Raw genomic sequence first — 21,723 nt, 5'->3', positions numbered from 1 at the left:
TGAAGTATTAGGGACCAAGTGGGGATTTGATGGACCAACAGAGCACCCGCACCGACATCACTGTCAACGTCGACGGTTTCTGGATGCTTCAGGCGCTCCTGGACATCCGGCACGTCGCGCCGGAGCTGCGGTGCCGGCCATATGTGTCGACCGACTCGAGCGACTGGCTCAACGAGCATCCCGGAATGGCGGTGATGCGCGAGCAGGGGATCGTCGAGAACGACGAGGTGAACGAGCACGTCACCGCGCGGATGCGGGTGCTCGCGGCGCCCGACCTCGAGGTGGTCGCTCTGTTGTCCCGAGGCAAGCTGGCCTACGGCGTGCTCGATGACGAGAATCAGCCCCCGGGCTCTCGCGATATCCCCGACAACGAATTTCGGGTGGTGCTGGCCCGCCGCGGCCAGCACTGGGTGTCGGCCGTTCGGGTGGGCGGCGAGATCACCGTCGACGACGTCGCCGTCGCGGACAGCGCCTCGATCGCCTCCCTGGTGATCGACGCGCTGGAGTCCATCCACCACGCGGAGCCCGCAGCAATCAACGCGGTCAACGTCCCGCTGGAGGAAATGCTGGAAGCGACGAAGTCGTGGCAGGAGTCGGGCTTCAACGTGTTTTCGGGGGGAGACCTGCGCCGGATGGGAATCAGCGCCGCCACCGTGGCCGCCCTGGGTCAGGCGCTGTCCGACCCGGCCGCCGAGGTTGCGGTGTACGCCCGCCAGTACCAGGACGACGCCAAGGGCCCAAGCGCGTCGGTGCTGTCGCTGAAAGACGGCTCCGGAGGCCGCATCGCGCTCTACCAGCAGGCTCGCACCGCGGGTTCGGGGGAGGCGTGGCTTGCCATCTGCCCGGCGACCCCGCAGTTGGTGCAGGTGGGCGTCAAGACTGTGCTGGACACACTTCCCTACGGCGAGTGGAAAACCCACAGCAGGGTGTGAGGTTCGCGCGAAACAAAGATTTCATCAATGTCGTCGCGCTCAACATGCGGTTGAGCTGCGAACACGGCATACTTCTGTCAGCGCATCAGCAAATCTCGAACCGGTGTCAACGACAACTCTTAATCGCAAGGCGAGGCAGATGGAATTCCAATTGGTCGGAATGCACTTTGCGGGGGGCCGCAGCACCTCGACGAGTGCGCCGGCGCACGCCCGCGCGCGGCTGGCGGCATGGGCTTTTGACACATTCATCACAAGGAGTGCAAGACGATGACTGCGGTAGTTGAAGTACCACAGCCTGACGTTGAGGGAATCTCGCAGCCTCAGGCAGTCGTCGTCGGCGTGATGGCCGGCGCGGGTGTCCAGATCGGTGTCCTGCTGGACGCCAACGCCCCGGTCTCGGTGATGACCGAACCGTTGCTGAAGGTGGTCAACAGCCGGTTGCGAGAGCTCGGCGAGACTCCGCTGGAGGCGTCGGGCCGGGGCCGCTGGGCGCTGTGCCTGGTGGACGGTTCGCCGCTGCGGGCCACCCAATCGCTGAGCGAGCAGGACGTCTACGACGGCGACCGGTTGTGGATCCGGTTCATCCCGGACACCGAGCACCGCTCGCAGGTCATCGAGCACATCTCCACCGCGGTCGCGGCGGACCTGAGCAAGCGTTTCGCCGCCATCGACCCGGTGATCGCGGTGCAGGTCGGGGCGTCGATGGTGGCCATCGGGGTGACGACCGCGGCCGGCCTGCTCGGCTGGTGGCGTTGGCACCACAACTCGTGGCTTCCGACCGTGTACGCGGGCGTGATCGGCGCCGTGGTGCTGGGTGTTTCGCTGATGCTGCTGATGCGGGCCCGTTCGCAGCAGGAGCGTCGCGTCGCCGACACCATGCTGTTGAGCAGCCTCGCACCGGTGTCGATCGCGGCGGCGGCGGCGCCGCCCGGTGGTGTTGGATCGCCGCACGCGGTTCTGGGCTTCAGCGTGCTCAGCGTCGGCGCGATCCTCGCCTTGCGGTTCACCGGTCGCCGACTGGCGATCTACACCGCCATCGTCACCGTCGGCCTGATCACGACGGTGGCCGCGCTCGCCCGCATGGTCGCCATGACGAGCGCCGTGACGCTCTTCACCTGCACCGTGCTGGTGTCGGTCATGATCTACCAAAGCGCACCGGCGATCTCGCGGCGGCTGGCGGGCATCCGGTTGCCCGTCTTTCCATCGGCGACCAGCCGGTGGGTGTTCGAGGCCCGGCCCGACCTGCCCACCACCGTGGTGCGCTCCGACGGCGGGCCTCCGGTCCTGGAGGGCCCCGCGTCGGTCCGCGACGTGTTGACCCAGGCCGAACGCGCCCGCTCGTTCCTGTCGGGTTTGCTGATCGGGCTCGGCGTGCTGATGATCGTGTCCCTGACCGCACTGTCGGATCCGCATACGGGACAGCGCTGGCTGCCGCTCTTGCTGGCCGGATTCAGCGCGGGGTTCCTGATGCTGCGCGGCCGCTCCTACGTCGACCGCTGGCAGGCGATCACCCTGGCCGGAACCGCGGTGCTGATCGTCGGTGCCGTCGTGTTGCGCTACGCGCTGGTACTGCAGAGCCCGCTCGCGGTGTCGATCAGCGTGGCGATCCTGGTGCTGCTGCCGGCCGCGGGACTGACATCGGCGGCCGTGGTGCCGAACACCGTGTACAGCCCGCTATTCCGCAAATTCGTGGAATGGATTGAATACCTCTGCCTGATGCCAATTTTCCCGCTGGCATTGTGGTTGATGAATGTCTATGCAGCAATCCGCTATCGCTAGGGGCAGGGTGTGGCGTAGTCGCGCGTCCGCCGCGACCGTTGCCGCCGCCTTACTGGCGTCGGGCGCATTAGCCGGCCTACCGCCCGCCTACGCCATTTCGCCCCCGACGATCGACGCCGCCGCGGTCCCGCCGGACGGTCCGCCGGGGCCCGGGGCGCCGATGAAGCAGAACTCGTACTGCACCGAGGTCGGTGTCCTGCCGGGGACGGATTTCCGGCTGCAGCCGAAGTACATGGACATGCTGAATCTGCAGGAGGCGTGGCAGTTCGGTCGGGGTGCCGGGGTGAAGGTGGCCGTCATCGACACCGGCGTGACGCCGCACCCGAGGTTTCCGCACCTGATTCCCGGCGGTGACTACATCATGGCCGGGGACGGGTTGTCCGACTGCGACGCGCACGGCACCATCGTGGCGTCGATGATCGGTGCGGCGCCGGCCAACGGGGCGGGAGTGCCGCCGGCGGCACCGCGCAAGCCGGTCACCATCCCCACTACGGAGCCACCGCCCAAAGCGCCACCGCCGCAGACGGTGACCCTGTCGCCGCTGCCTCAGACGGTGACGATGGTCCCGCCGCCGCCCCAGTCTCAGGAACAAGCGCCGCCCCAGGGTCCATTCGGGGCGCCGGCGCCGGCGGCTCCGGCGGCTCCAGCGCCCGCGGGCCCGCCCCCCGGACCATCGCAAGGTGGACCGGGCCCCAATGGGCAAGCGCCGGCGGCCGGTCACGGCGGCGGCACGGTGACCATTCCCGGCTATGCCGGTGGCGGGCACGTGGCCAACGTGGACAACCTGCGCGGCCCGCGCCCACTCGACCCGCCACCGCCACCGCCACCCCCGCCACCGCCCAAGGGCGGTCCGGACGCGTTCAGCGGAGTTGCCCCGGATGTCGACATCATCGCGATCCGGCAGTCCAGCCAGGCGTTCGGCCTGAAGGACGCCTACACCGGTGACGAGGACCCGCAGACCTCGGCCAAGATCGACAACGTTCAAACGATGGCGCGCGCGATCGTGCACGCCGCCAACCTTGGTGCTCAGGTCATCAACATCTCCGATGTGACCTGCATGAGCGCGCGCAACATCATCGACCAGCGGTCGCTGGGCGCGGCCGTTCGCTACGCGGCGGTCGACAAGAACGCCGTGATCGTGGCTGCCGCCGGCGACACCAGCAAAAAGGACTGCAAGCAGAACCCGCCGCATGATCCGTTGCAGCCCAACGATCCTCGCAACTGGAACGCGGTCACGACGGTCGTGACGCCGTCCTGGTTCAGCGACTTCGTCCTCACGGTCGGCGCGGTCGACACCGAAGGCCGCCCGCAGAGCCAGGGCAACCAGGGCCAGGCGTCGACGAGCGTGGCCGGGCCGTGGGTCGGGATCGCCGCGCCCGGGACGGACGTCGTCGGACTCTCGCCGCGCGACGACGGCCTGATCAACGCGATCGACGGGCCGGACAACACCTTGCTGGTCCCGTCGGGCACCAGCTTCTCCGCGGCGATTGTGTCCGGCGTCGCGGCACTCGTGCGGGCCAAGTATCCGCAGCTGTCGGCGTATCAGGTCATCAACCGCCTGACCCGCACCGCCCGTGCGCCCGCGCGCGGCGTGGATAACCAGGTCGGTCACGGTGTCGTCGACCCGGTTGCCGCACTGACCTGGGATGTACCCGACGGTCCGGTGAAACCGCCGCAGCAACTATCGGCACCGCTGAACATTCCGACACCCGCCCCGCGCCGGGATATGGTGCCAGTGTGGGTGGCAGCCGGAGGGTTGCTAGGAGCGCTACTGATCGGCGGCGGAGTGTTCGGTACGGCGACGCTGATGAAGCGATCACGGAAATAGCAGTAGGGGCGGAGCAGCTTTCATGAAGCGTCAGCGCAGGTTTGGGTTGTCCTTAGCATGGCCGCGGCTGACCACCGTGTTCTTGATCGACGTCGTGATCATGCTGGTGGCCAGCCACTGCCCCGAATCCTGGCAGGGCACCTATCGCATCGCGTTCTGGGTGGGTGTCGGCCTGGCCTTGTTGGTGACGCTGCTGTCGCTGGTGACCTACCACGGCCTCACCGTGACGACGGGGTTGGCGACGTGGCTGTGGGACTGGTCCGCCGACCCGGGCTCCGCACTGTCCGCCGGTTGCACCCCGGTCCTCGATTATCAGCGCAAGTACGGGCGCGACAAGGTCGGCGTGCGGCAGTACGAAGGCCAATTGGTCACGGTGATCGGCATCAGCGGCGGTGACGACGACTCGGCCTCGCGCCTTCGTCACCGGCACTCGGCGCCGACGCTGCTGGTGTCGGCCGTCGCCTCCGGCCTGCGCCAGTTCGACATCCACCTCGACGACATCGACATCGTGTCGGTGAAGGTCGGCGGGGTCGGCAGTGGCGCCGAGCTGTCGAAGCTGGACGACCGGGGCCCCCAGGAGCGGGAGGTGGCCGACGACGCACCCACCTCCTACATTCGCCGCACCTGGCTGGTGTTGCGGATGAACCCGCAGCGCAACGTTGCCGCCGTCGCCGCCCGCGACTCGCTGGCGTCGACCCTGGTGGCCGCCACCGAGCGGCTCGCCCAAGACCTTGACGGGCTGACCTGCGCGGCCCGGCCCTTGACCGCGCAGGAGCTCGCGGAAGTCGACCGCGCGGTGCTGGCCGATCTGGAACCGACCTGGAGCCGCCCCGGCTGGCGTCGTCTCAAGCACTTCAACGGGTTCGTCACCAGCTTTTGGTTGTCGCCGTCCGACATCACCACCGACAAGCTGGATGAGCTGTGGGCGGACCAAACCGTCGCCACGGTGCTGACCATCCGGCTCACCTCGCGCGGCGGCCGGCCGCAGGTATCGGCATGGGTGCGGTACCACACCGAGAAGCGGTTGCGCCGCAACGTCTCGTCGGGCCTCAACCGGCTCACCGGCCGCCAGCTCGCCGCGGTGCGGGCCAGCCTGCCCGCCCCGACGGCGCGCCCCCTTCTGGTCGTGCCGAGCCGTCCGATGCGCGCCGACGATGACGACCTCGCGCTATCCGTCCACCGCCTGCCGGCGAGCGCGACGGGCGTCCCTGTGGCGCAATGACAAGGCCGCAATCAACCGCCGAAGGCGCGCGTAACGCGATGGTCGCCGGCCTGTTGGCCTCCGGCGTCTCCGTCAATGGTCTGCAGCCCAGCCACAATCCGCAGGTGGCGTCGCAGATGTTCACCACGGCGACCAACCTGGATCCAGCGATGTGTGACGCCTGGCTGGCGCGGATCCTGGCGGGGGAGCAGAGCATCGATGTGCTTTCCGGTGCGTGGTCCGCGATCCGGACCTTCGGCTGGGAGACTCGCCGCCTCGGGGTGACCGAATTGCAATTCCGCCCAGAGGTTTCCGACGGGCTGTTCCTGCGGCTGGCGGTCACCAGCGTGGAGACGCTGGCATGCGCGTACGCCGCTGTTCTCGCTGAGGCCAAACGCTACGAGGAAGCCGCGAAACTCATCGACGGCGTCGAACCCCGCCAACCCGTCGACGAGGAACTGGTCAGCTACGTGCGCGGCGTGCTGTACTTCCGGACGGCCCGGTGGCCGGATGTGCTGAACCAGTTCGCCGAGGGGAAGACCTGGCGGCAACCCGAACTCAAGGCCGCGGGCGCAGCGATGGCCACCACGGCGCTGGCTTCGCTGGGCGTCTTCGAGGAGGCCTTGCGCCGCGGCCAGGAGGCCATCGAAGGCGACCGGGTGCCGGGCGCGGCCAACATCGCGCTGTACACCCAGGGCATGTGCTTGCGGCACCTGGGCCGTGAGGACGAGGCCGTCGAGCTGCTGCGGCGCGTGTACTCGCGGGACCCGAAGTTCACGCCGGCCCGCGAAGCGCTGGACAACCCAAACTTCCGCCTGGTCCTGACCGATCCCGAAACCATCGAGGCCCGTACCGACCCGTGGGACCCGGACAGCGCACCGACCCGAGCCGAGGCCGAGGCCGCTCGCCACGCCGAAGAGGCGGCGAAGTACCTGGCCGAAGGCGACGCAGAGCTCAACGCCATGCTCGGCATGGAACGCGCCAAGCGCGAAATCAAGCTCATCAAGTCGACGACAAAGGTGAACCTGGCGCGCGCCAAGATGGGGCTGCCAGTGCCGGTCACGTCCCGCCACACGTTGTTGCTCGGTCCGCCGGGCACCGGAAAGACCTCGGTGGCAAGGGCTTTCAGCAAGCAGCTGTGCGGGTTGACCGTGCTGCGCAAGCCCGTGGTGGTCGAAACCAGCCGCACCAAGCTTTTGGGGCGCTACATGGCGGACGCGGAGAAGAACACCGAGGAGCTCTTGGAGGGTGCGCTGGGCGGCGCGGTCTTCTTCGACGAGATGCACACGCTGCACGAGAAGGGCTATCAGCAGGGCGACCCGTACGGCAACGCGATCATCAACACCTTGCTGTTGTACATGGAGAATCATCGCGACGAGCTGGTTGTCTTCGGCGCGGGCTACGCCAAGGCCATGGACAAGATGCTCGAGGTGAATCAGGGTCTGCGACGGCGTTTTTCGACCGTCATCGAGTTCTTCAGCTACACCCCGGACGAGTTGGTCGCGCTGACCCGGTTGATGGGCCAGGAGAACGAAGACGTGATCACCGACGAATCGGCACAGGCGTTGCTGCCGTCGTACACGAAGTTCTATCTCGACGAAAGCTATTCGGAGGACGGCGATCTCATCCGCGGCATCGATACGCTCGGCAATGCGGGTTTCGTGCGCAACGTGGTGGAAAAGGCCCGCGATCACCGTAGTTTCCGCCTGGACGACGAGGACCTGGACGCGGTGCTGGCCAGCGATGTGACCGAGTTCAGCGAGCGGCAACTGCTGCGTTTCAAGGAATTGACCGAGGAGGATCTCGCCGAGGGCCTCAGCGCGGCCGTCGCCGAGAAGAAGCCGGACTGACCCGTCATCCTCGGGTCAGCGAGCCCTCGCAGCGGGCGCCGGCCGGATGCATCCCAGGTGACCTCGGAGTGAACCTCAGGGATTGTGTTGTACGTCAGCTTGACTCAACCCTGGCCGAGTGCCACCATTGCCAATGCAAGCACCTCGCTAGGTGAGGCGTCTGCACGGACACAGGCCACTGACCTCGAACGTCGAAAGACGCCCAGGGTCAGGACAGCTCCTCCCGGATTAAGGGTTGAGCCCAAGTGGCTTCCGGCTTTGATTAGCCGGATACGCCGTGTGGTGCCGAAGCTCTGACGAGAGGGGTGCCGCGACCGGCCTTTTCGCCTGGTTGTTCCTCCCCGTGTGACTGTGCGGCGCCCTCGCGCGCCCTGGCTTTGAGGAGGTGAGAGCGAATTAGTCCCGGTGACAGTCCGTACGCCAGATCGCTGACCATTTCGCTTCGATCCGGCCTCAGCTTCATTTTTGCCTGAATTGGCTTGTAATTAGCCAGTTTTCGTAGCATGCGCACCGCCATCGCGTCGTTGCGCGCCCGCGGCATGGCCAGACCCTGGCGTGCCGACCTTTTCGTGGGGAGATTTCGTGATGAACTTTGTTATGGCACAACCAGACTCGTTGTCGGTGGCAGCCGGACTGCTGCAAGAGATCGGCTCTGCGCTGACCGCCCAGAACTCGGCCACCGCCGTCCCGATGACCGGCGTGGTGCCTGCCGCCGCGGATGTCGTGTCGCTGCTGACGGCGGCGCGATTCGCGCAGCACGGCCAGATGTTCCAGGCGCTGAGCGCCCAGGCCGCCGCGGTGCATGAGAACTTCGTGAACACCTTGCAGACCAGTGCCGGGTCATACGCGGCCACCGAGGCCATCAACGCAGTCTCGGCGCGCTGAGAAGTCCTGGGGGAACCGACGATGCTGGATTTTGCGGCGCTGCCACCCGAAATCAACTCGGCCAGAATGTATGCCGGGCCCGGATCGGGACCGATGCTGGCCGCCGCCGCCGCATGGAACACGATGGCCGCCGAGATGCGCTCCGCTGCGGCCTCTTACGGGGCGGTGGTGAACGAATTGACGGGTTCGGGTTGGCTGGGCCCTTCGTCGATGTCGATGCTGGCCGCGGCCGCGCCCTACCTGGCGTGGCTGAATGGCACCGCCACCCAGGCCGAGCAGGCCAGTAGTCAGGCGTTCTTGGCGGCTTCCGCCTTCGAGTCTGCCTTTGCCATGACGGTGCCCCCGCCGGTGATCGCGACCAACCGCGCTCAGCTGGCGATCCTGGTGGCGACCAACGTCTTCGGCCAGAACACCCCGGCGATCGCGGCGACAGAAGCGCAGTATGCCGAAATGTGGGCGCAAGACGCGGGCGCGATGAACGGCTATGCGGGCGCGTCAACGGCCGCGGCCCGATTGACACCTATGACGGCGCCGCAGCCGAATACCAATACCGACGCACTCGCGGCCCAAGCCAATTCGGTGATCAATGCGGCTCAAGCACCGGCGGGAACGGTGCAGTCGACACTGGCTTCGGCGGCCGCAGATCCCGCGACATCTTCGTCGACGGGTTCTTTGTCATCGTGGCTGGCCGACCTGTTGAGCGGGAAAAGCAATTCGGCCTTCGGGACGTTCACGAACGGCAACTTCTTTTCCACCGCGGTGGTCAACGGTGCCCTCGCCGGTGGCCCGTTCAACCCGCAGTTCATCATTGCGTCGGCGCAGGGCGTCCTGGCAGCGCAGCATGCAACGACACTGGGGGGCCTAGCAGATTTCGACGCCGACGCCGAAGGCGTCGCTGCTGCGGACCTGACGTCTAGCGCGAGACCGGCCAGCCTAGACGGCGCAACTGCCGAGGTAGGCAACGCGCGTCTGGTGGGTTCGCTGTCGGTGCCGCAAACCTGGACGTCGGCGGGCAATATCGCCCCCGGTCAAACGGCCGTGCAGGCCACCGGCGTCACCGGTCTCACGGACGCGGGGCCCGCCCCGGCGGCAGGCGGGCCTGGAGGCGTCGCGGGCCCGATGGGTGCCACCGGCAGGCGGCTACGCCGCGCCATCCCCAAATACGGGTTTCGACCCGTCGTCATGCCACGTCCGCCGGCCGCCGGCTGAGAACCTGGAGAAGATGTCATGTCGCTTTATGCGGGATTGCCGCCGGAAATCAACTCGGCCAGAATGTATTCCGGGCCGGGCTCAGAATCCATGCTGACCGCCGCGGCGGCGTGGAACGCCATATCTGGTGAAATGCGTTCCGCTGCAACTAATTACGATGCGGTTATCAGGTCACTTGTGGGCGAGGGCTGGTTTGGTCCGTCTTCGGCCGCAATGTCTTCTGCGATCGCTCCTTTCGTCGAGTGGCTCAGCACCACCGCCGCCCAGGCCGAGCAGGCTGGCGCACAGGCCAACGCCGCCGCAGCCGCATACGAGGCCGCGTTTGCCGCGACCGTGCCCCCTGCCGTCGTCGCGGCCAATCGCGTCCAGCTGAAGCACTTGGTGGCCGGCAACCTTTTCGGTCAGAACACCGGACTTATCGCGGCCAACGAGGCCCAATACGGCGAGATGTGGGCTCAAGACGCAGCCGCGATGACCAACTACAACGTCGCCTCGCGCGCGGCGACCCAGATGACACCGTTCCAACAACCGCAATCTGACACCACCGTCGACGGAACCGCCAAACAGACCGCCGCGGTTGTCAACGCCGCCAATGACGCCTCGAGCGACCCGTCGGGCGGACTGCTTTCGTGGCTAGGACTCGCCCCCGATACCAACGGACCCGGCCAGCCCGGGCTCGCGGGACTCATGAACTTTTTGGATGGTTCCGACGGGAACGTGTTCGGAAGCTTCCTCAACAACGCCTCGGTCGCCAACTTGTCCAACGCCTTCACCACCAGTGGGCTGCTGAACCCGACGACATTCGTCGATTCGGCGGTCAACTTGAACTCCATCAATGCCCTGAACGCAGTCGACTCGACCACGTCGGGCCTGGGGGTCCTGGCCGCCGGTCTTGGTGGTACCGCGAACCTGGCGTCGGTGACCGCGCCCGGTGCGGCAGCGGTGGCGGGCGTAGGCCAGGCGAGTGTGGTTGGCGCCCTGTCGGTTCCGCCGGCCTGGGGCGCCACCGGAGCGGCGATCACACCGCTGTCGACGACGACTCAGGTCGGCCTGGGGGCATACCACAGCTTCGGCTCCGCCACCCCGATGGTGATGGAAGAGGCTGGGGCTGTCGGCATGCCGGGCATGCCACTGGCCGGCCTCCCCGGTGGGCATGAGGACGAGTTCTCCGAGCCGATGTACGGATTCCGCCCCCGCATCATGGGCCGGCCACCCGCGGCCGGTTAAGGAAGCGAGCTCACGACATGAGGTTTCTCCCGTTTTTCGCCAGCGGCCTTGCGCTGGTCGGCATCGCAATACCGGCGCACGCCGATCCCGACGACGACGCGTTCCTCACCGCGCTCAACAAGGCTGGCATCAGCTATCAAAACCCCGACCGCGCGATAAAAGCGGGCCAAAAGGTATGCGACTTGGCAAACTCCGGCACCTCAGAGGCCGACATCATCAAGGATCTGCACGAGTTCAACCCGGCGGTCACGATGGGTAAAGCCGCTCTTTTCGTCCAAGCCGCCGCCAGCGCCTACTGTCCCGACCGACTAGCCAGCAGCGATGGCGGGACGAACTCCCAAAACAAGAGCTAACCGGGACATCGGCAGCTCCGGCCCTCGGATGGCCGCGATGCGGCAACGTCTCGAAGCCCGATTGCCGGCGGCGGAGTCCACCCGCAAAGGGGAGTTGATCTGCGAAAATGGCCTTCCAGGAAACTGCCAGTAGCTAATCAGTGCTACGCCAGACTGGCCGCGTCTACTCGTATAGGTGAACCCGAGGAGACCGGTATGACGATCAAATACGTGCTCGGCGATGTCGATACGTCGGCTGAAGAATATCCGGGCGATCTGCGAGCAGACCGACTGCTGGACTGAAGGTTCAACAGTTTCTGCGGCAGCGCCGAAAAGCTACCGGTGAAATCGCAGCGGCCACGAAATGCGATTCCAATAAATATACGCCTTAGTCATTTTCTTGCGCCGGTATAGGAGGTTTCCACGATTCGCCAGCGGATACGAGAGCTTTTAGTACTGATCTAACTTATCGAGTCGGCTGAGTCGCCGACTCGTATGAAGAACCGCCGAATTTCCGGATCCGAGAATTAATTTGTGTGGATCCGGCGCTGGAAGCTGCTCACCTGCCGTTTACGACGTGATTCACGCCATTACCTCAGGGGCAGTGTTCAACGGACTCACACGGGTCAAGGGCTCGCGAACACATTTGTTTTACAAAGGTTTACCTGGCGGGAACGTTGGCTGAATAAGCGGCCTGCACGATTATCGGAACAACAGCAGCGTGGCTTGACTAGTCGTTCGCACGCCATTTAGGCGCCGATTCAGAGCTAGGAGCGGCATGGCTTTGTTATCTGCAACACACGGAATCCACGCATGTATCCGGTGACACATTCGATGAATTGTGCGTCCGTGTCGATGCCGGGGCCGGCGACCCGTGCCCAGCGCGGCGGCCAGAACTGGGACCGGAGGCCTTAGATGTTGGATTTCGGGGCTTTTCCGCCGGAATTCAACTCCGGCCGGATGTACGTCGGAGCGGGATCCGGGCCGCTGCTGGCCGCGGCCGCGGCCTGGGACGAATTGGCAGCGGAGCTGCAAAGCACCGGGGCCTCTTACAGCTCGACGATCGACACCCTGGTGACGGGTCCGTGGACGGGCCCCTCATCCATCGCAATGGCGGCCGCGGCGGCACCGTATGTGGCGTGGATCCACGCCACCGGCGCGCAAGCCGAGCAGGCGGGTGCTCAGGCCAAACTCGCGGCAGGCGCCTATGAGGCCGCGTTCGCGGCCACCGTTCCGCCGCCGGTCATCGCCGCCAACCGCGCGTTGCTCGCGATGTTGGTCGCCACCAACATCCTCGGCCAGAACACCCCGGCGATCGCCGCCACCGAAGCCCACTACATGGAGATGTGGGCGCAGGACGCCGCCGCGATGTATTCGTACGCCGCGTCGTCGGCGAGTGCCTCGCAGCTGACCCCGTTCGCCGAACCACCGCGGACCACCAACGACTCGGCCGCTCCTTCGCAAGCGGCCGCGGTCGCCCAGAGCACCGGACAGTCCAGCGGGAATACCGTCAGCCACCTGTCACAACTGAGCACCACCGCGCAGCCGGCGGTACAAGCCGCGACAACGGCGGCCGATCCCTCATCGGGCAGCGGACTCACCGTGCCGAGTTTCATCACCAACTGGAACGAATTCTGGTCGGTGCTGACCGGGCCCTTCTCGCCCCAGTCGTGGAGCACCATCCCAGGCGGCCCGTTCCTGTCGTTCGGCCAGGCGTATGCCTGGGGACAGAACGGTCAGGGCGCGGCCGCGTATCTGGCTGGGCCGAAAGCCATTTCCGGGGCGCTGGCGCCGCTGACCAGTGGCGCCAACGCCGCCAAGCCCATGCTCAGCTCCGCGGTGGGGGCAGGGCAGGTGTCGGGGTCGATGGGCAAAGCCGCTGTGGTGGGCAGCATGTCGGTGCCGCAGGGCTGGACCGAAGCCGCCCCGGCGATCCGAACGCTCTCGCAAGCGCTACCGTCCAGCACGGCGGCGGCCGCCGCGATGGCCGGTGAAGAGGGGGCGTTCAGCCAGATGGTCTTGTCCAGCCTGGCCGGACGCGCCGTCGCGGCCGCCGCAACTCGGCCCGTCGGTGGCGCCGCCTTTACGGCGGGCCAGCTGGGCGGCGTGGCCGCCGAGGCTGACCCCGCCGCGGCCACCATCATCGTGATCCCTTACGTCGAGGAGTGACCGCGATGACCAAACCGTATGGCAGCCAAGCGCTGTCGACCCAGGCAGCCAGGTAGGGGGTACCACAGATGTTTTACGGAGCCTTTCCGCCGGAATTCAACTCGGGCCGGATGTACAGCGGACCGGGAGCGGGATCCTTGGTGGCTGCGGCGACGGCATGGCAGAACCTGGCCACCGAATTGCAGTCCACCGCAACGTCGTACTCGTCGGTGCTGTCGGGCCTGACGGCCGGGCCCTGGCTGGGCCCGTCTTCGATTGCGATGGTGAGCGCGGCCGCGCCGTACGTGGCGTGGATGCAGCAGACCGCCGCGCAGGCCGCACAGTCCGCCGCCCAGGCCATCGATGCGGCCACCGCCTACGAGACGGCATTCGCCGCGCACGTGCCGCCCGCGGTGATCGCGGAGAATCGCGCGCTGCTCGCGCAGCTGGTGGCGACAAACCTGTTCGGGCAGAACACTTCCGCGATAGCCGCGAACGAGGCCCAATACAGCGAGTTCTGGGCTCAGGATGCCACGGCGATGGACACGTACTTCGCCTCGTCGGCGACCGCATCCAACAATCTGACCGAATTCAGCCCGGCACCCAAGACCACCAATGACTCCGCAGAGCCGATGCAAGCAGCCGCGGTGAGTTCGGCGGCAAGCACCCCGGCCGCCAATGTCGCCAACACCGCCGCATCGGCGGCGACCACCACCCTGCCGTACAGCGGGCCCTTTTCCACGCCGGCGAACTTGGCCTACCTCTACCAGACGTTCATGACGGATCTGTTCAACACCGTCCCCGGCGGGGCCGGCTTCTACACCGCCATGTACAACGCCGTGAAGGTGCCGCTAGGCCTGACGACGCAGTTCAACGACATCGGGTTGCTGATCAACTTCCCGTTGTCACAATGGCTCAAGTTCGCCCCGCCCGTCGGCTACGGGGCGCTGCCGAAAGACGCGCTGGGCGCGGGGCTGGGTGCGCTGGGTTTCGGCCGCGGCACCTTGTACGGCTCGATCAGCCCGATCGCCGGAATGGGCAACGCCGGCACCCTGGTCGGCAAGCTGTCGATCCCGCCGAGCTGGGCCACGTCCACCCCAGCCATCAGGACCGTCGCGGCCGCGCTGTCGGCGGCCGGGCCGGAGGCGGTGCCCGCGGCCGCGCTGGGCCAGGGGAGCCTGTTCAGTTCGATGGGACTGGCCGGGATGCTGGGCAGCGCCGTGGGCTCCGGCGGTCCGACCGTGGCGCGCGCGGGTGTGCGTAACCGGATGACTCCGATCAAAGACCTCAAAGACAAGCAATCGCCGGAACAGCTGAAACGCCTTGTCGCACAGATCTCGGAGAAGCCCGACACCGTACAGCATCACAACGTCGATCAAGAGAATCTCGACGCACTCCTCGAGCAGCTTGCCAAGAAGCCGGGCATCCACGCGGTGCACCTGAAGAAGGGCGAGAAATCGAAGGTCGTCCCGACCAACACCCAGATAGGTTGAGCGACAACGCAAACCAGTCCATCCCCGCACCCAGCGCACAACGGAAAGGGTAAAGATGAAACGACTACTGGCGTCACTTGGCGTGTTGGCGGTGGCCGGCCTCGCCGCACCGGCACACGCCGACCCTCCGCCTGCGCCGAACGGCGACGACGGAGGCTTTGTCGCCGCACTGCAGCAGGCCGGTTTCAGCTTCAACAGCGCAGGTTCGGCCGTCGCCGCCGGAAGGGCGGTGTGCTCCTGCCTGAACAACGGCGAGTCCGGCCTGGAATTGGTGCACGACGTGAAATCGCACAATCCCGGAATGGACATGGAGATGGCGTCGAACTTCGCTGTGCTTTCCGCGAAGTACTACTGCCCTCAACAGCTCTCCAAGGCGTGAGCCGCGGCCTGCGGGTGCAGATCGCGGACACCGCTGAGCTCGAACGCTCTGCCGCTGAAGGTAACTGCCAAGGACCGCCCCACGCTGCGAACCACGCCGGAACATGGCACGCTCACGAGTCATGAGACTCCTGCTGGCGCTCAGTGTTGGCATTTCGGCCGCGATCGGAATGGCTCCGCTCGCGCAGGCCGACCCGGTGACACCCGGCGGCGACGAGGCCGGTTTCCTTGCCTCGCTACGGAGCGCGGGCATCACCTACTCGACCCCCGAGGCGGCGATCACGTTCGCCAAATCGGTGTGCGTATCCATGAGCGACGGCGAATTCGGCCCTCAAATGGTCGACGAACTGAAGAATCAAAACCCCGGACTCACCAACGAGCACGCGACATCCTTCTTGGCGATCGCGGCGAAATTCTATTGCCCGCAGCAACTTAACAGCCGCTAGCCCCAGAGTTGTTGCACACGGGCCGGATTCGCTGCGCAGGAACCCGGTGCGGCCGCGCTACCCGGTGAGAAGAGGGCGCGCCGGTGTCGCCGCCAAAAGGCGATGCAAACGTGATTCCGGGCAGCTCTCCGCCGAACGACGCTAAGCCGCACTGTCAGCGAGCACATGAAACATACATATGTCCGCTTGACAGATCTCATGAATTTCATTTGAGCCGCAGCTCATTTGCGGGCTGGTCGCAGATACGCCCCTACCCTGGCGCCAGAGGAGGACGGAGGCGACGGTGGACTTCGGGGCGCTGCCACCAGAGGTCAATTCAGGACGGATGTACGTGGGCGCCGGAGCGGGGCCCTTGCTTGCCGCGGCCGCGGCATGGGATGCGCTGGGAGCCGAACTGCATTCCTACGCGGCGGCCTACAGCTCGACGATCCTGGGCATGACCGCTGGGTCGTGGTCAGGACCGGCGGCGACGTCGATGAGTGCCGCGGTCACCCCGTACCTGGCGTGGGCGACCGCGTCGGCTGCGCAGGCGGAGCAGGCGGCGATGCAGGCCAAACTCGCTGCCGCAGCTTACGAGACGGCGTTCGCGGCGACGGTGCCCCCGCCGGTGATCGCCGCCAACCGCAGCCTGTTGATGACGCTGATCGCCACCAACTTCCTTGGCCAGAACACCGCGGCCATCGCGGCCGCCGAAGCCGAGTATGCCGAGATGTGGGCCCAGGACGCCGCGGCGATGTATGCCTACGCGGCCGCGTCGGCAGCGGCCACGCAGCTGACGCCCTTTACGGAGCCGCCGCAGACCACCGATCCGTTCGGGATGGCACGACAATCCGCAGCGGTGGCACAAAGCGCAGCATCGGAGCTCCCAGCCCAGCTGTCGACGCTGATCAACGCAGCGCCCACGATGCTGCAAGCCCTGGCAACGACCCCCTCGGCGGCGACGCCGGCGGCATCGATCATCGAGGCCATCTACCCGATCACGGCCGCCCTCCGGCCATTTTTCGCCGCGCTTACCGGCGCTTACAGCCCCATCGGGGCGATCATCCTGCCCGGCGGCTGGTGGCTGCTGTCCCTGCAGGCCCTGGGTCTGGCTCAGAACGCGCCGGGCGTCGCCGAACTGCTCGGAGGCGGAAAGGCCATCGCCGGAGGGCTGTCGCCGCTGGCGCCGTTGCGGGGCGGCTACATCTCGGCGGTGACACCCGAGATAGGAGGCGTGACGGGATCGATGGGCCGCGCGACAATGGTCGGATCGCTGTCGGTCCCGCAGGGCTGGGCCACCGCCGCACCTGTGCTGAGGACCGTCGCCTCGGTGCTGCCGGGCACGAGTCTGGGTGCCGTACAGCCGATTCCGGCGACGTCGCAGGGGGTCATGTTCGGCGAGATGGCCGCCGCGAGTCTGGCCGGACGTACTTTGGCGGGCGCCGGTGTGCGCCCCGTCAGCAATGGCACCACCGGAATCGCCGCGGCGGCGGCCGATGGCGTCGCCACCACGGCCACGATCATCGTGGTGCCGGCGGATTGAGCGGGTGTTGGGCATGAGACCTCAAGCGGCATTGAGCCAACCGACCGGACCACCCGTGCTTTCTGTGACCGCACAGGCGCAACCGCCGGCACCGCACGGGGCGATCGCCGGGATCCTGGCGAGCGCCGCCCGGTCGCCTGAGGCGACCACCGGCTCCGGCGGCGCGGGGAGGGCATGACGATGAACTTCGCACTGCAGCCGCCCGAAATGATCTCGGGCCGGATGTACCTGGGCCCGGGGGCGGGACCGATGTTGACGGCCGCCGCCGCGTGGGACGCGCTGGCCGCCGAATTGCAGTCCGCGGCGGCGTCCTACCACACGATCGTCGAGGACCTGGCCAACGAGGCGTGGGCCGGCCCGTCGGCGCTCGCCATGGCCGCCGCGGCCGCGCCCTACGTGGCATGGCTGTCGGCGACCTCGGCGCAGGCCAAGAACGCGGGTGCCCAAGCCGCCGCGGCCGCCAATGCATACGAGAGCGCCTTCGCGGCGGTGGTGCCGCCGGCCGCGATCGCGACGAACCGCATACGGCTGGAAATGCTGTTGACCACCAATGCTTTCGGGCAGAACGCCGCCGCGATCGCCGCCACCGAGGCCGAGTACGGCGAAATGTGGGCGCAGGACGCCGCCGCGATGTTCGGCTACGCCAGCGCGTCTGCGGCCGCGACGCGACTAGTCCCCTTCGCCGAGCCGCCCCAGACCACCAATGCAACCGGAATCGCCGCCCAGTCGGCGGCGCTGGGCCAGGCCAGCGCCCTGGCCAGCGGTACCGGTGGCGCCGCGGCGGCCGCGGCTCCGACGTCAGGCATCAGCGAGCTGCTCGAGGCCCTGGGCAACGCTTCCCGCGGTTACATGGAGTTCTGGGACGGGGTGCTCAACAGCATCACCGGTTCGCCGTTGGCCGGGGCGACGTGGCAGAACACCTTCGGGATCCTCGCCGACATCGGCCGGTTCAGCACGGTCGCGAACGACAGCATGAGCCCGATCAACCTCGCCATGACCGAGTTCAAGATGTTCTACAAGCTCCCGGTCGAGGGGTTGGACATCCCGAAATCCGCGCTGGGTGCCGGGCTCGGCGTGCGTTCCGCCGGCGCGGGCTTGACCAGCGCGGTATCGGCGGGCGTGGGCGAGGCGAACGTGGTGGGCAAGTTCTCGGTGCCGCCGACGTGGGCGTCGGCGACGCCGGCAATCCGGCTGGCCAGTAGCCTGCCGACCGCCAGTCTGGCCGCGGCCCCCTCGGCGGCGATCCCGGGAAGCCTGCTCGGTCAGATGGCGCTGGGAAGCCTGACCGGAGGCGCCGTCGGCGCCGTCACGCCGGAAGTCCTGGGCGGCAGAGGTGCCCGCGTCCGCGCCGGCGGTGCCGTAAAGGCCGCGGCGCCCGTCAAACTCGACGACGTGATCGCGAAGCTGCAAAAGCAGCCCGAAGCCGTGCAGCACTGGAATGTCGACAAGGCCGGACTCGACGCTCTACTCGACCGACTGTCGAAAAAGCCCGGCATCCATGCGGTGCACGTGTCCAGCCGAGACAAGCCCTCGGTGACCCTGCCCGACGCCCAGCATGGAAAGGCGGGGCCGGTATGAAGCGCCTAGTTGCGCTGCTCGGCGCTTTCGGCGTGTGCGGTTGCGCGGCGCTCGCGCACGCCGAGCCAGACGGCGACGACGCGGCGTTCCTGGCCAACCTCAGCAATTCCGGCATCACCTACAGCAGCCCCAGCCAAGTCATCGCTTCAGCCAAAGCCGTGTGCGGGTTAATGGGCAGGGGCGAAACGGGTTTGCAGGTTGTCAGTGACATCAAGGAGCAAAACCCCGGCATGACGATGGACGGCGCGGCCCAATTCGCGGCGCTCGCATCGAGCGCCTACTGCCCCCACCACCTGACGCCCAAAACCGGTTAGCCAGGTACTCGCCGTGCGCCGGGGATGCCCCCGACGCCGGCGGTTCGGTCGGGCTCCACCTGCCGTTAACCCACATTTGGTTAGCTCCCTTCGCCGTCTGCACCCGGGAAGGAGCGAGCCTTTGGAGACGCTGAGCGCCCTCGATTTCGTGCTCCGGCTGGGGGTCGGCGTGGGCTGCGGCGCGCTGATCGGCCTGGAACGGCAATGGCGCGCCCGGCGGGCCGGCCTGCGCACCAACGCGCTGGTCGCCGGCGGGGCGACGCTGTTCGTCCTCTACGCGGCGGCCACCTCCGACACCAGCCCCACCCGGGTCGCGTCCTACGTCGTGTCCGGCATCGGGTTCCTCGGCGGCGGGGTGATCCTGCGAGAGGGCGTCAACGTCCGGGGCCTCAACACCGCCGCCACCCTGTGGTGCTCCGCGGCGATCGGCGTGCTCGCGGCGTCCGGTCACCTGGTGTTCGCGCTCATCGGCACCGGCACCGTCATCGGCATCCATCTGCTGGGGCGCCCGCTGGGCCGGCTGATCGACCGCGACAACAGTGCCGAAGAAGACGAAAGCCTGTTGCCCTACCTCGTGCAGGTCGTCTGCCGCGCCAAACACGAGAAGTATGCGCGGGCCCAGATCGTCCAGCACGCCGGCAGCAACGACATCACGCTTCGCGGAATCCATACCGGCACCCCGGCCGGCGACGAGGTCACCCTGACCGCTCACCTGCTGATGAACGGCGACGCCCCGGCCCGTCTGGAGCGGTTGGTGGCCGAGCTGTCGCTGCTCCCGGGCGTCCGCGCCGTGCAGTGGTATGCCGGAGACGAAGCGCAGTCCGACGATCGGCGCTGAGGGCGAAAAGGCCCCCGGGCGCGTCGTAGTCTTACCGGTGTGAGTGCCATGTCCGGCTTCCTGTCCGCGCTGCCGCCGCAGATGCGCGATCCCGTGCTGTTCGCCATCCCGTTCTTCCTGCTGCTGTTGACCCTCGAATGGACCGCGGCCCGAAAGCTGGAACACCTGGCGGCCGAGGCCGCCGACCCGGCGCGACCGCCGTCGGGGGCGCACTTCGCCCGCGACTCGGTGGCCAGCATTTCGATGGGACTGGTGTCGGTCGCGACCACCGCCGGCTGGAAGACCCTGGCGCTGCTGGGCTACGCCGCGATCTACGCGTACCTGGCGCCCTGGCACCTATCGGCGACGCATTGGTACACCTGGGTGATCGCGATTCTCGGTGTGGACCTGCTGTATTACGCGTATCACCGGATCGCGCACCGGGTCCGATTGATCTGGGCGACGCACCAAGCCCACCACTCCAGTGAGTACTACAACTTCGCCACGGCGCTGCGCCAGAAGTGGAACAACAGCGGCGAGATTCTGATGTGGATCCCGTTGCCGCTGTTGGGAATTCCACCGTGGATGGTGTTCTTCAGCTTCTCCCTGAACTTGATCTACCAGTTCTGGATCCACACCGAGCGGATCGACAAGCTGCCGCGGCCATTCGAGTTCCTGTTCAATACGCCGTCGCATCACCGGGTGCACCACGGAATGGACAAGGAGTATCTCGACAAGAACTACGGCGGCATCTTCATCGTCTGGGACCGGCTATTCGGAACCTTCCAGGCCGAGCTGTTCCGGCCGCATTATGGCCTCACCAAACGCGTGGATACGTTCAACATCTGGACGTTGCAGACCCGGGAATACGTCGCGATCGCCCGCGACTGGCGATCCGCACGGCGCCTGCGTGACCGGTTGGGTTACGTGCTCGGCCCGCCCGGCTGGCTGCCGCGGGCGGCCCGCCAAACCGCTGCCACCAGCCCGGTCGTGACCTCGCTGTAACATTCGCGCAGGCCGTCGCGAAAAGCTGAGCGGGGAGGACGGCTACGCCGTAATCTCGGCCTCCCGTCGGTATCGGCCCGATGGATCGGAGTTCAGGGTGCATCGTCGTCTGGCAAGGCGCGCATTCGCGGCGTCGACAGCTGTCGCAGCGCTGGCCTCCTTGCTGCCAGGTGTGCCGGCGCATGCCGACGTCGTCGTGTACCCGGGCATGGAGATACGCCAGGGCAACCGCGTGTGCACGCTGGGATATGTCGATCCCGCCCTGAAGGTCGCCTTCACCGCGGGACACTGCCGGGGCGGCAGCGGAGTGGTGACCGACCGCGGCGGCGCGGTCATCGGCCAGATGGCGGCCTTCCGGGACAACACCCCGTCCGGAACTACCGTGTCCACGAGCCAGACGATCAGCGATTACGAAGCGATCGTGCTGGACAACAGCGTCATGGCGAACAACATCCTGCCGGGCGGTCGTCCGCTGCTCTCGGACCCGGGTCTCGCGCTCGCGCCGGGTCAGCCCGTCTGCCATTTCGGCGTGATCACCGGGGAAACCTGCGGGACGGTGGAGAGCGTGAACAACGGCTGGTTCACCATGTCGCACGGCGTGCAGAGCCACAACGGCGATTCGGGTGGACCGGTCTACCTGGCGCCCAGCGGAGGCCCCGGACAGCTCGTCGGAATCTTCAACAGCGTGTGGGGCGATTTTCCGGCCGCAGTGTCGTGGGGGGCCACGACCCAGGAGGCTCGCGAGGACTTGGGAGCGCGCGACAACGCGCATTAGGGGC

At 67.0% G+C, this 21,723-nt stretch carries 19 protein-coding genes and 1 riboswitch; all 19 genes read left to right on the top strand.

The genetic code is table 11. From position 1 onward, the window contains the following. Positions 1 to 29 precede the first annotated feature (29 nt). The 19 genes from AC5Y30_RS04475 to AC5Y30_RS04385 all read left to right on the top strand — a co-directional run bounded on the left by AC5Y30_RS04475 (position 30) and on the right by AC5Y30_RS04385 (position 21,719). Entirely contained in the window at positions 30 to 932 is a 903-nt protein-coding gene (locus AC5Y30_RS04475) for an ESX secretion-associated protein EspG (protein ID WP_499916668.1), read from the top strand. Between the two features lie 267 nt (positions 933 to 1,199). Then, positions 1,200 to 2,711, top strand: a complete 1,512-nt coding sequence (gene eccD, locus AC5Y30_RS04470; protein WP_499916666.1) for a type VII secretion integral membrane protein EccD — start codon at positions 1,200 to 1,202, stop codon at positions 2,709 to 2,711. Beyond that, positions 2,689 to 4,539, top strand: a complete 1,851-nt coding sequence (locus tag AC5Y30_RS04465) for a S8 family serine peptidase (RefSeq protein ID WP_499916664.1) — start codon at positions 2,689 to 2,691, stop codon at positions 4,537 to 4,539. The genes eccD and AC5Y30_RS04465 overlap by 23 nt, the downstream gene beginning before the upstream one ends. A 22-nt stretch (positions 4,540 to 4,561) precedes the next feature. Continuing rightward, positions 4,562 to 5,761, top strand: a complete 1,200-nt coding sequence (gene eccE / locus AC5Y30_RS04460; RefSeq protein WP_499916662.1) for a type VII secretion protein EccE — start codon at positions 4,562 to 4,564, stop codon at positions 5,759 to 5,761. Next, positions 5,758 to 7,590 (top strand): type VII secretion system ESX-5 AAA family ATPase EccA5, encoded by a 1,833-nt coding sequence (eccA5, locus tag AC5Y30_RS04455; RefSeq protein WP_499916660.1) that lies wholly within the window; start codon positions 5,758 to 5,760, stop codon positions 7,588 to 7,590. The genes eccE and eccA5 overlap by 4 nt, the downstream gene beginning before the upstream one ends. Before the next feature lie 136 nt (positions 7,591 to 7,726). Beyond that, positions 7,727 to 7,902, top strand: a riboswitch (M-box (ykoK) riboswitch). 273 nt (positions 7,903 to 8,175) lie between these two features. Then, on the top strand, positions 8,176 to 8,475 hold the full coding sequence (locus tag AC5Y30_RS04450) for a PE family protein (RefSeq protein ID WP_499916658.1): 300 nt from the start codon (positions 8,176 to 8,178) through the stop codon (positions 8,473 to 8,475). Between the two features lie 21 nt (positions 8,476 to 8,496). Further along, positions 8,497 to 9,684: a PPE family protein gene (locus AC5Y30_RS04445; protein WP_499916656.1), complete on the top strand. Its 1,188-nt coding sequence runs from the start codon at positions 8,497 to 8,499 to the stop codon at positions 9,682 to 9,684. Between the two features lie 18 nt (positions 9,685 to 9,702). Beyond that, entirely contained in the window at positions 9,703 to 10,911 is a 1,209-nt protein-coding gene (locus AC5Y30_RS04440; protein WP_499916654.1) for a PPE family protein, read from the top strand. Between the two features lie 17 nt (positions 10,912 to 10,928). After that, positions 10,929 to 11,264 carry a DUF732 domain-containing protein gene (locus AC5Y30_RS04435; protein WP_499916652.1) on the top strand — a complete coding sequence of 112 codons (336 nt, stop codon included), beginning with the start codon at positions 10,929 to 10,931 and terminating at the stop codon, positions 11,262 to 11,264. Positions 11,265 to 12,158: 894 nt separating this feature from the next. Beyond that, a complete protein-coding gene (locus tag AC5Y30_RS04430; protein ID WP_499916650.1) occupies positions 12,159 to 13,412 on the top strand; it encodes a PPE family protein in 1,254 nt (417 codons plus the stop codon). 68 nt (positions 13,413 to 13,480) lie between these two features. Continuing rightward, the gene (locus tag AC5Y30_RS04425; RefSeq protein WP_499916648.1) at positions 13,481 to 14,884 is read left to right on the top strand and encodes a PPE family protein; all 1,404 of its coding nucleotides are present in this window, start codon (positions 13,481 to 13,483) and stop codon (positions 14,882 to 14,884) included. A gap of 55 nt (positions 14,885 to 14,939) precedes the next feature. Further along, positions 14,940 to 15,263, top strand: coding sequence for a DUF732 domain-containing protein (locus AC5Y30_RS04420; RefSeq protein WP_499916646.1), 324 nt, complete (start codon positions 14,940 to 14,942; stop codon positions 15,261 to 15,263). Positions 15,264 to 15,384: 121 nt separating this feature from the next. Continuing rightward, the gene (locus tag AC5Y30_RS04415) at positions 15,385 to 15,708 is read left to right on the top strand and encodes a DUF732 domain-containing protein (protein ID WP_499916644.1); all 324 of its coding nucleotides are present in this window, start codon (positions 15,385 to 15,387) and stop codon (positions 15,706 to 15,708) included. A gap of 283 nt (positions 15,709 to 15,991) precedes the next feature. Next, the gene (locus tag AC5Y30_RS04410) at positions 15,992 to 17,230 is read left to right on the top strand and encodes a PPE family protein (RefSeq protein WP_499916642.1); all 1,239 of its coding nucleotides are present in this window, start codon (positions 15,992 to 15,994) and stop codon (positions 17,228 to 17,230) included. A 180-nt stretch (positions 17,231 to 17,410) separates the two neighbouring features. After that, positions 17,411 to 18,808, top strand: coding sequence for a PPE family protein (locus AC5Y30_RS04405; RefSeq protein ID WP_499916640.1), 1,398 nt, complete (start codon positions 17,411 to 17,413; stop codon positions 18,806 to 18,808). Continuing rightward, positions 18,805 to 19,122 (top strand): DUF732 domain-containing protein, encoded by a 318-nt coding sequence (locus tag AC5Y30_RS04400; protein WP_499916638.1) that lies wholly within the window; start codon positions 18,805 to 18,807, stop codon positions 19,120 to 19,122. The genes AC5Y30_RS04405 and AC5Y30_RS04400 overlap by 4 nt, the downstream gene beginning before the upstream one ends. Before the next feature lie 121 nt (positions 19,123 to 19,243). Further along, positions 19,244 to 19,960, top strand: a complete 717-nt coding sequence (locus tag AC5Y30_RS04395; protein WP_499916636.1) for an MgtC/SapB family protein — start codon at positions 19,244 to 19,246, stop codon at positions 19,958 to 19,960. 39 nt (positions 19,961 to 19,999) lie between these two features. Next, the gene (locus AC5Y30_RS04390; protein WP_499916634.1) at positions 20,000 to 20,944 is read left to right on the top strand and encodes a sterol desaturase family protein; all 945 of its coding nucleotides are present in this window, start codon (positions 20,000 to 20,002) and stop codon (positions 20,942 to 20,944) included. 97 nt (positions 20,945 to 21,041) lie between these two features. Beyond that, positions 21,042 to 21,719, top strand: coding sequence for an Rv1815 family serine proteinase (locus AC5Y30_RS04385; protein ID WP_499916632.1), 678 nt, complete (start codon positions 21,042 to 21,044; stop codon positions 21,717 to 21,719). The last annotated feature ends 4 nt before the right edge of the window (positions 21,720 to 21,723 follow it).

It is taken from the genome of Mycobacterium sp. NGS27, from assembly GCF_059813005.1.
This window is presented reverse-complemented; position numbering and strand designations above follow the sequence as displayed.

What these genes read in the sequence shown, in the direction of transcription:
- AC5Y30_RS04430 (WP_499916650.1), top strand. Translation starts at nt 12,159, where the DNA reads ATGTTGGATTTCGGGGCTTTTCCGCCGGAATTCAACTCCGGCCGGATG.
- AC5Y30_RS04450 (WP_499916658.1), top strand. Translation starts at nt 8,176, where the DNA reads ATGAACTTTGTTATGGCACAACCAGACTCGTTGTCGGTGGCAGCCGGA.
- eccD (WP_499916666.1), top strand. Translation starts at nt 1,200, where the DNA reads ATGACTGCGGTAGTTGAAGTACCACAGCCTGACGTTGAGGGAATCTCG.
- AC5Y30_RS04415 (WP_499916644.1), top strand. Translation starts at nt 15,385, where the DNA reads ATGAGACTCCTGCTGGCGCTCAGTGTTGGCATTTCGGCCGCGATCGGA.
- AC5Y30_RS04465 (WP_499916664.1), top strand. Translation starts at nt 2,689, where the DNA reads ATGCAGCAATCCGCTATCGCTAGGGGCAGGGTGTGGCGTAGTCGCGCG.
- eccA5 (WP_499916660.1), top strand. Translation starts at nt 5,758, where the DNA reads ATGACAAGGCCGCAATCAACCGCCGAAGGCGCGCGTAACGCGATGGTC.
- AC5Y30_RS04405 (WP_499916640.1), top strand. Translation starts at nt 17,411, where the DNA reads ATGAACTTCGCACTGCAGCCGCCCGAAATGATCTCGGGCCGGATGTAC.
- AC5Y30_RS04475 (WP_499916668.1), top strand. Translation starts at nt 30, where the DNA reads ATGGACCAACAGAGCACCCGCACCGACATCACTGTCAACGTCGACGGT.
- eccE (WP_499916662.1), top strand. Translation starts at nt 4,562, where the DNA reads ATGAAGCGTCAGCGCAGGTTTGGGTTGTCCTTAGCATGGCCGCGGCTG.
- AC5Y30_RS04420 (WP_499916646.1), top strand. Translation starts at nt 14,940, where the DNA reads ATGAAACGACTACTGGCGTCACTTGGCGTGTTGGCGGTGGCCGGCCTC.
- AC5Y30_RS04445 (WP_499916656.1), top strand. Translation starts at nt 8,497, where the DNA reads ATGCTGGATTTTGCGGCGCTGCCACCCGAAATCAACTCGGCCAGAATG.
- AC5Y30_RS04440 (WP_499916654.1), top strand. Translation starts at nt 9,703, where the DNA reads ATGTCGCTTTATGCGGGATTGCCGCCGGAAATCAACTCGGCCAGAATG.
- AC5Y30_RS04425 (WP_499916648.1), top strand. Translation starts at nt 13,481, where the DNA reads ATGTTTTACGGAGCCTTTCCGCCGGAATTCAACTCGGGCCGGATGTAC.
- AC5Y30_RS04400 (WP_499916638.1), top strand. Translation starts at nt 18,805, where the DNA reads ATGAAGCGCCTAGTTGCGCTGCTCGGCGCTTTCGGCGTGTGCGGTTGC.
- AC5Y30_RS04435 (WP_499916652.1), top strand. Translation starts at nt 10,929, where the DNA reads ATGAGGTTTCTCCCGTTTTTCGCCAGCGGCCTTGCGCTGGTCGGCATC.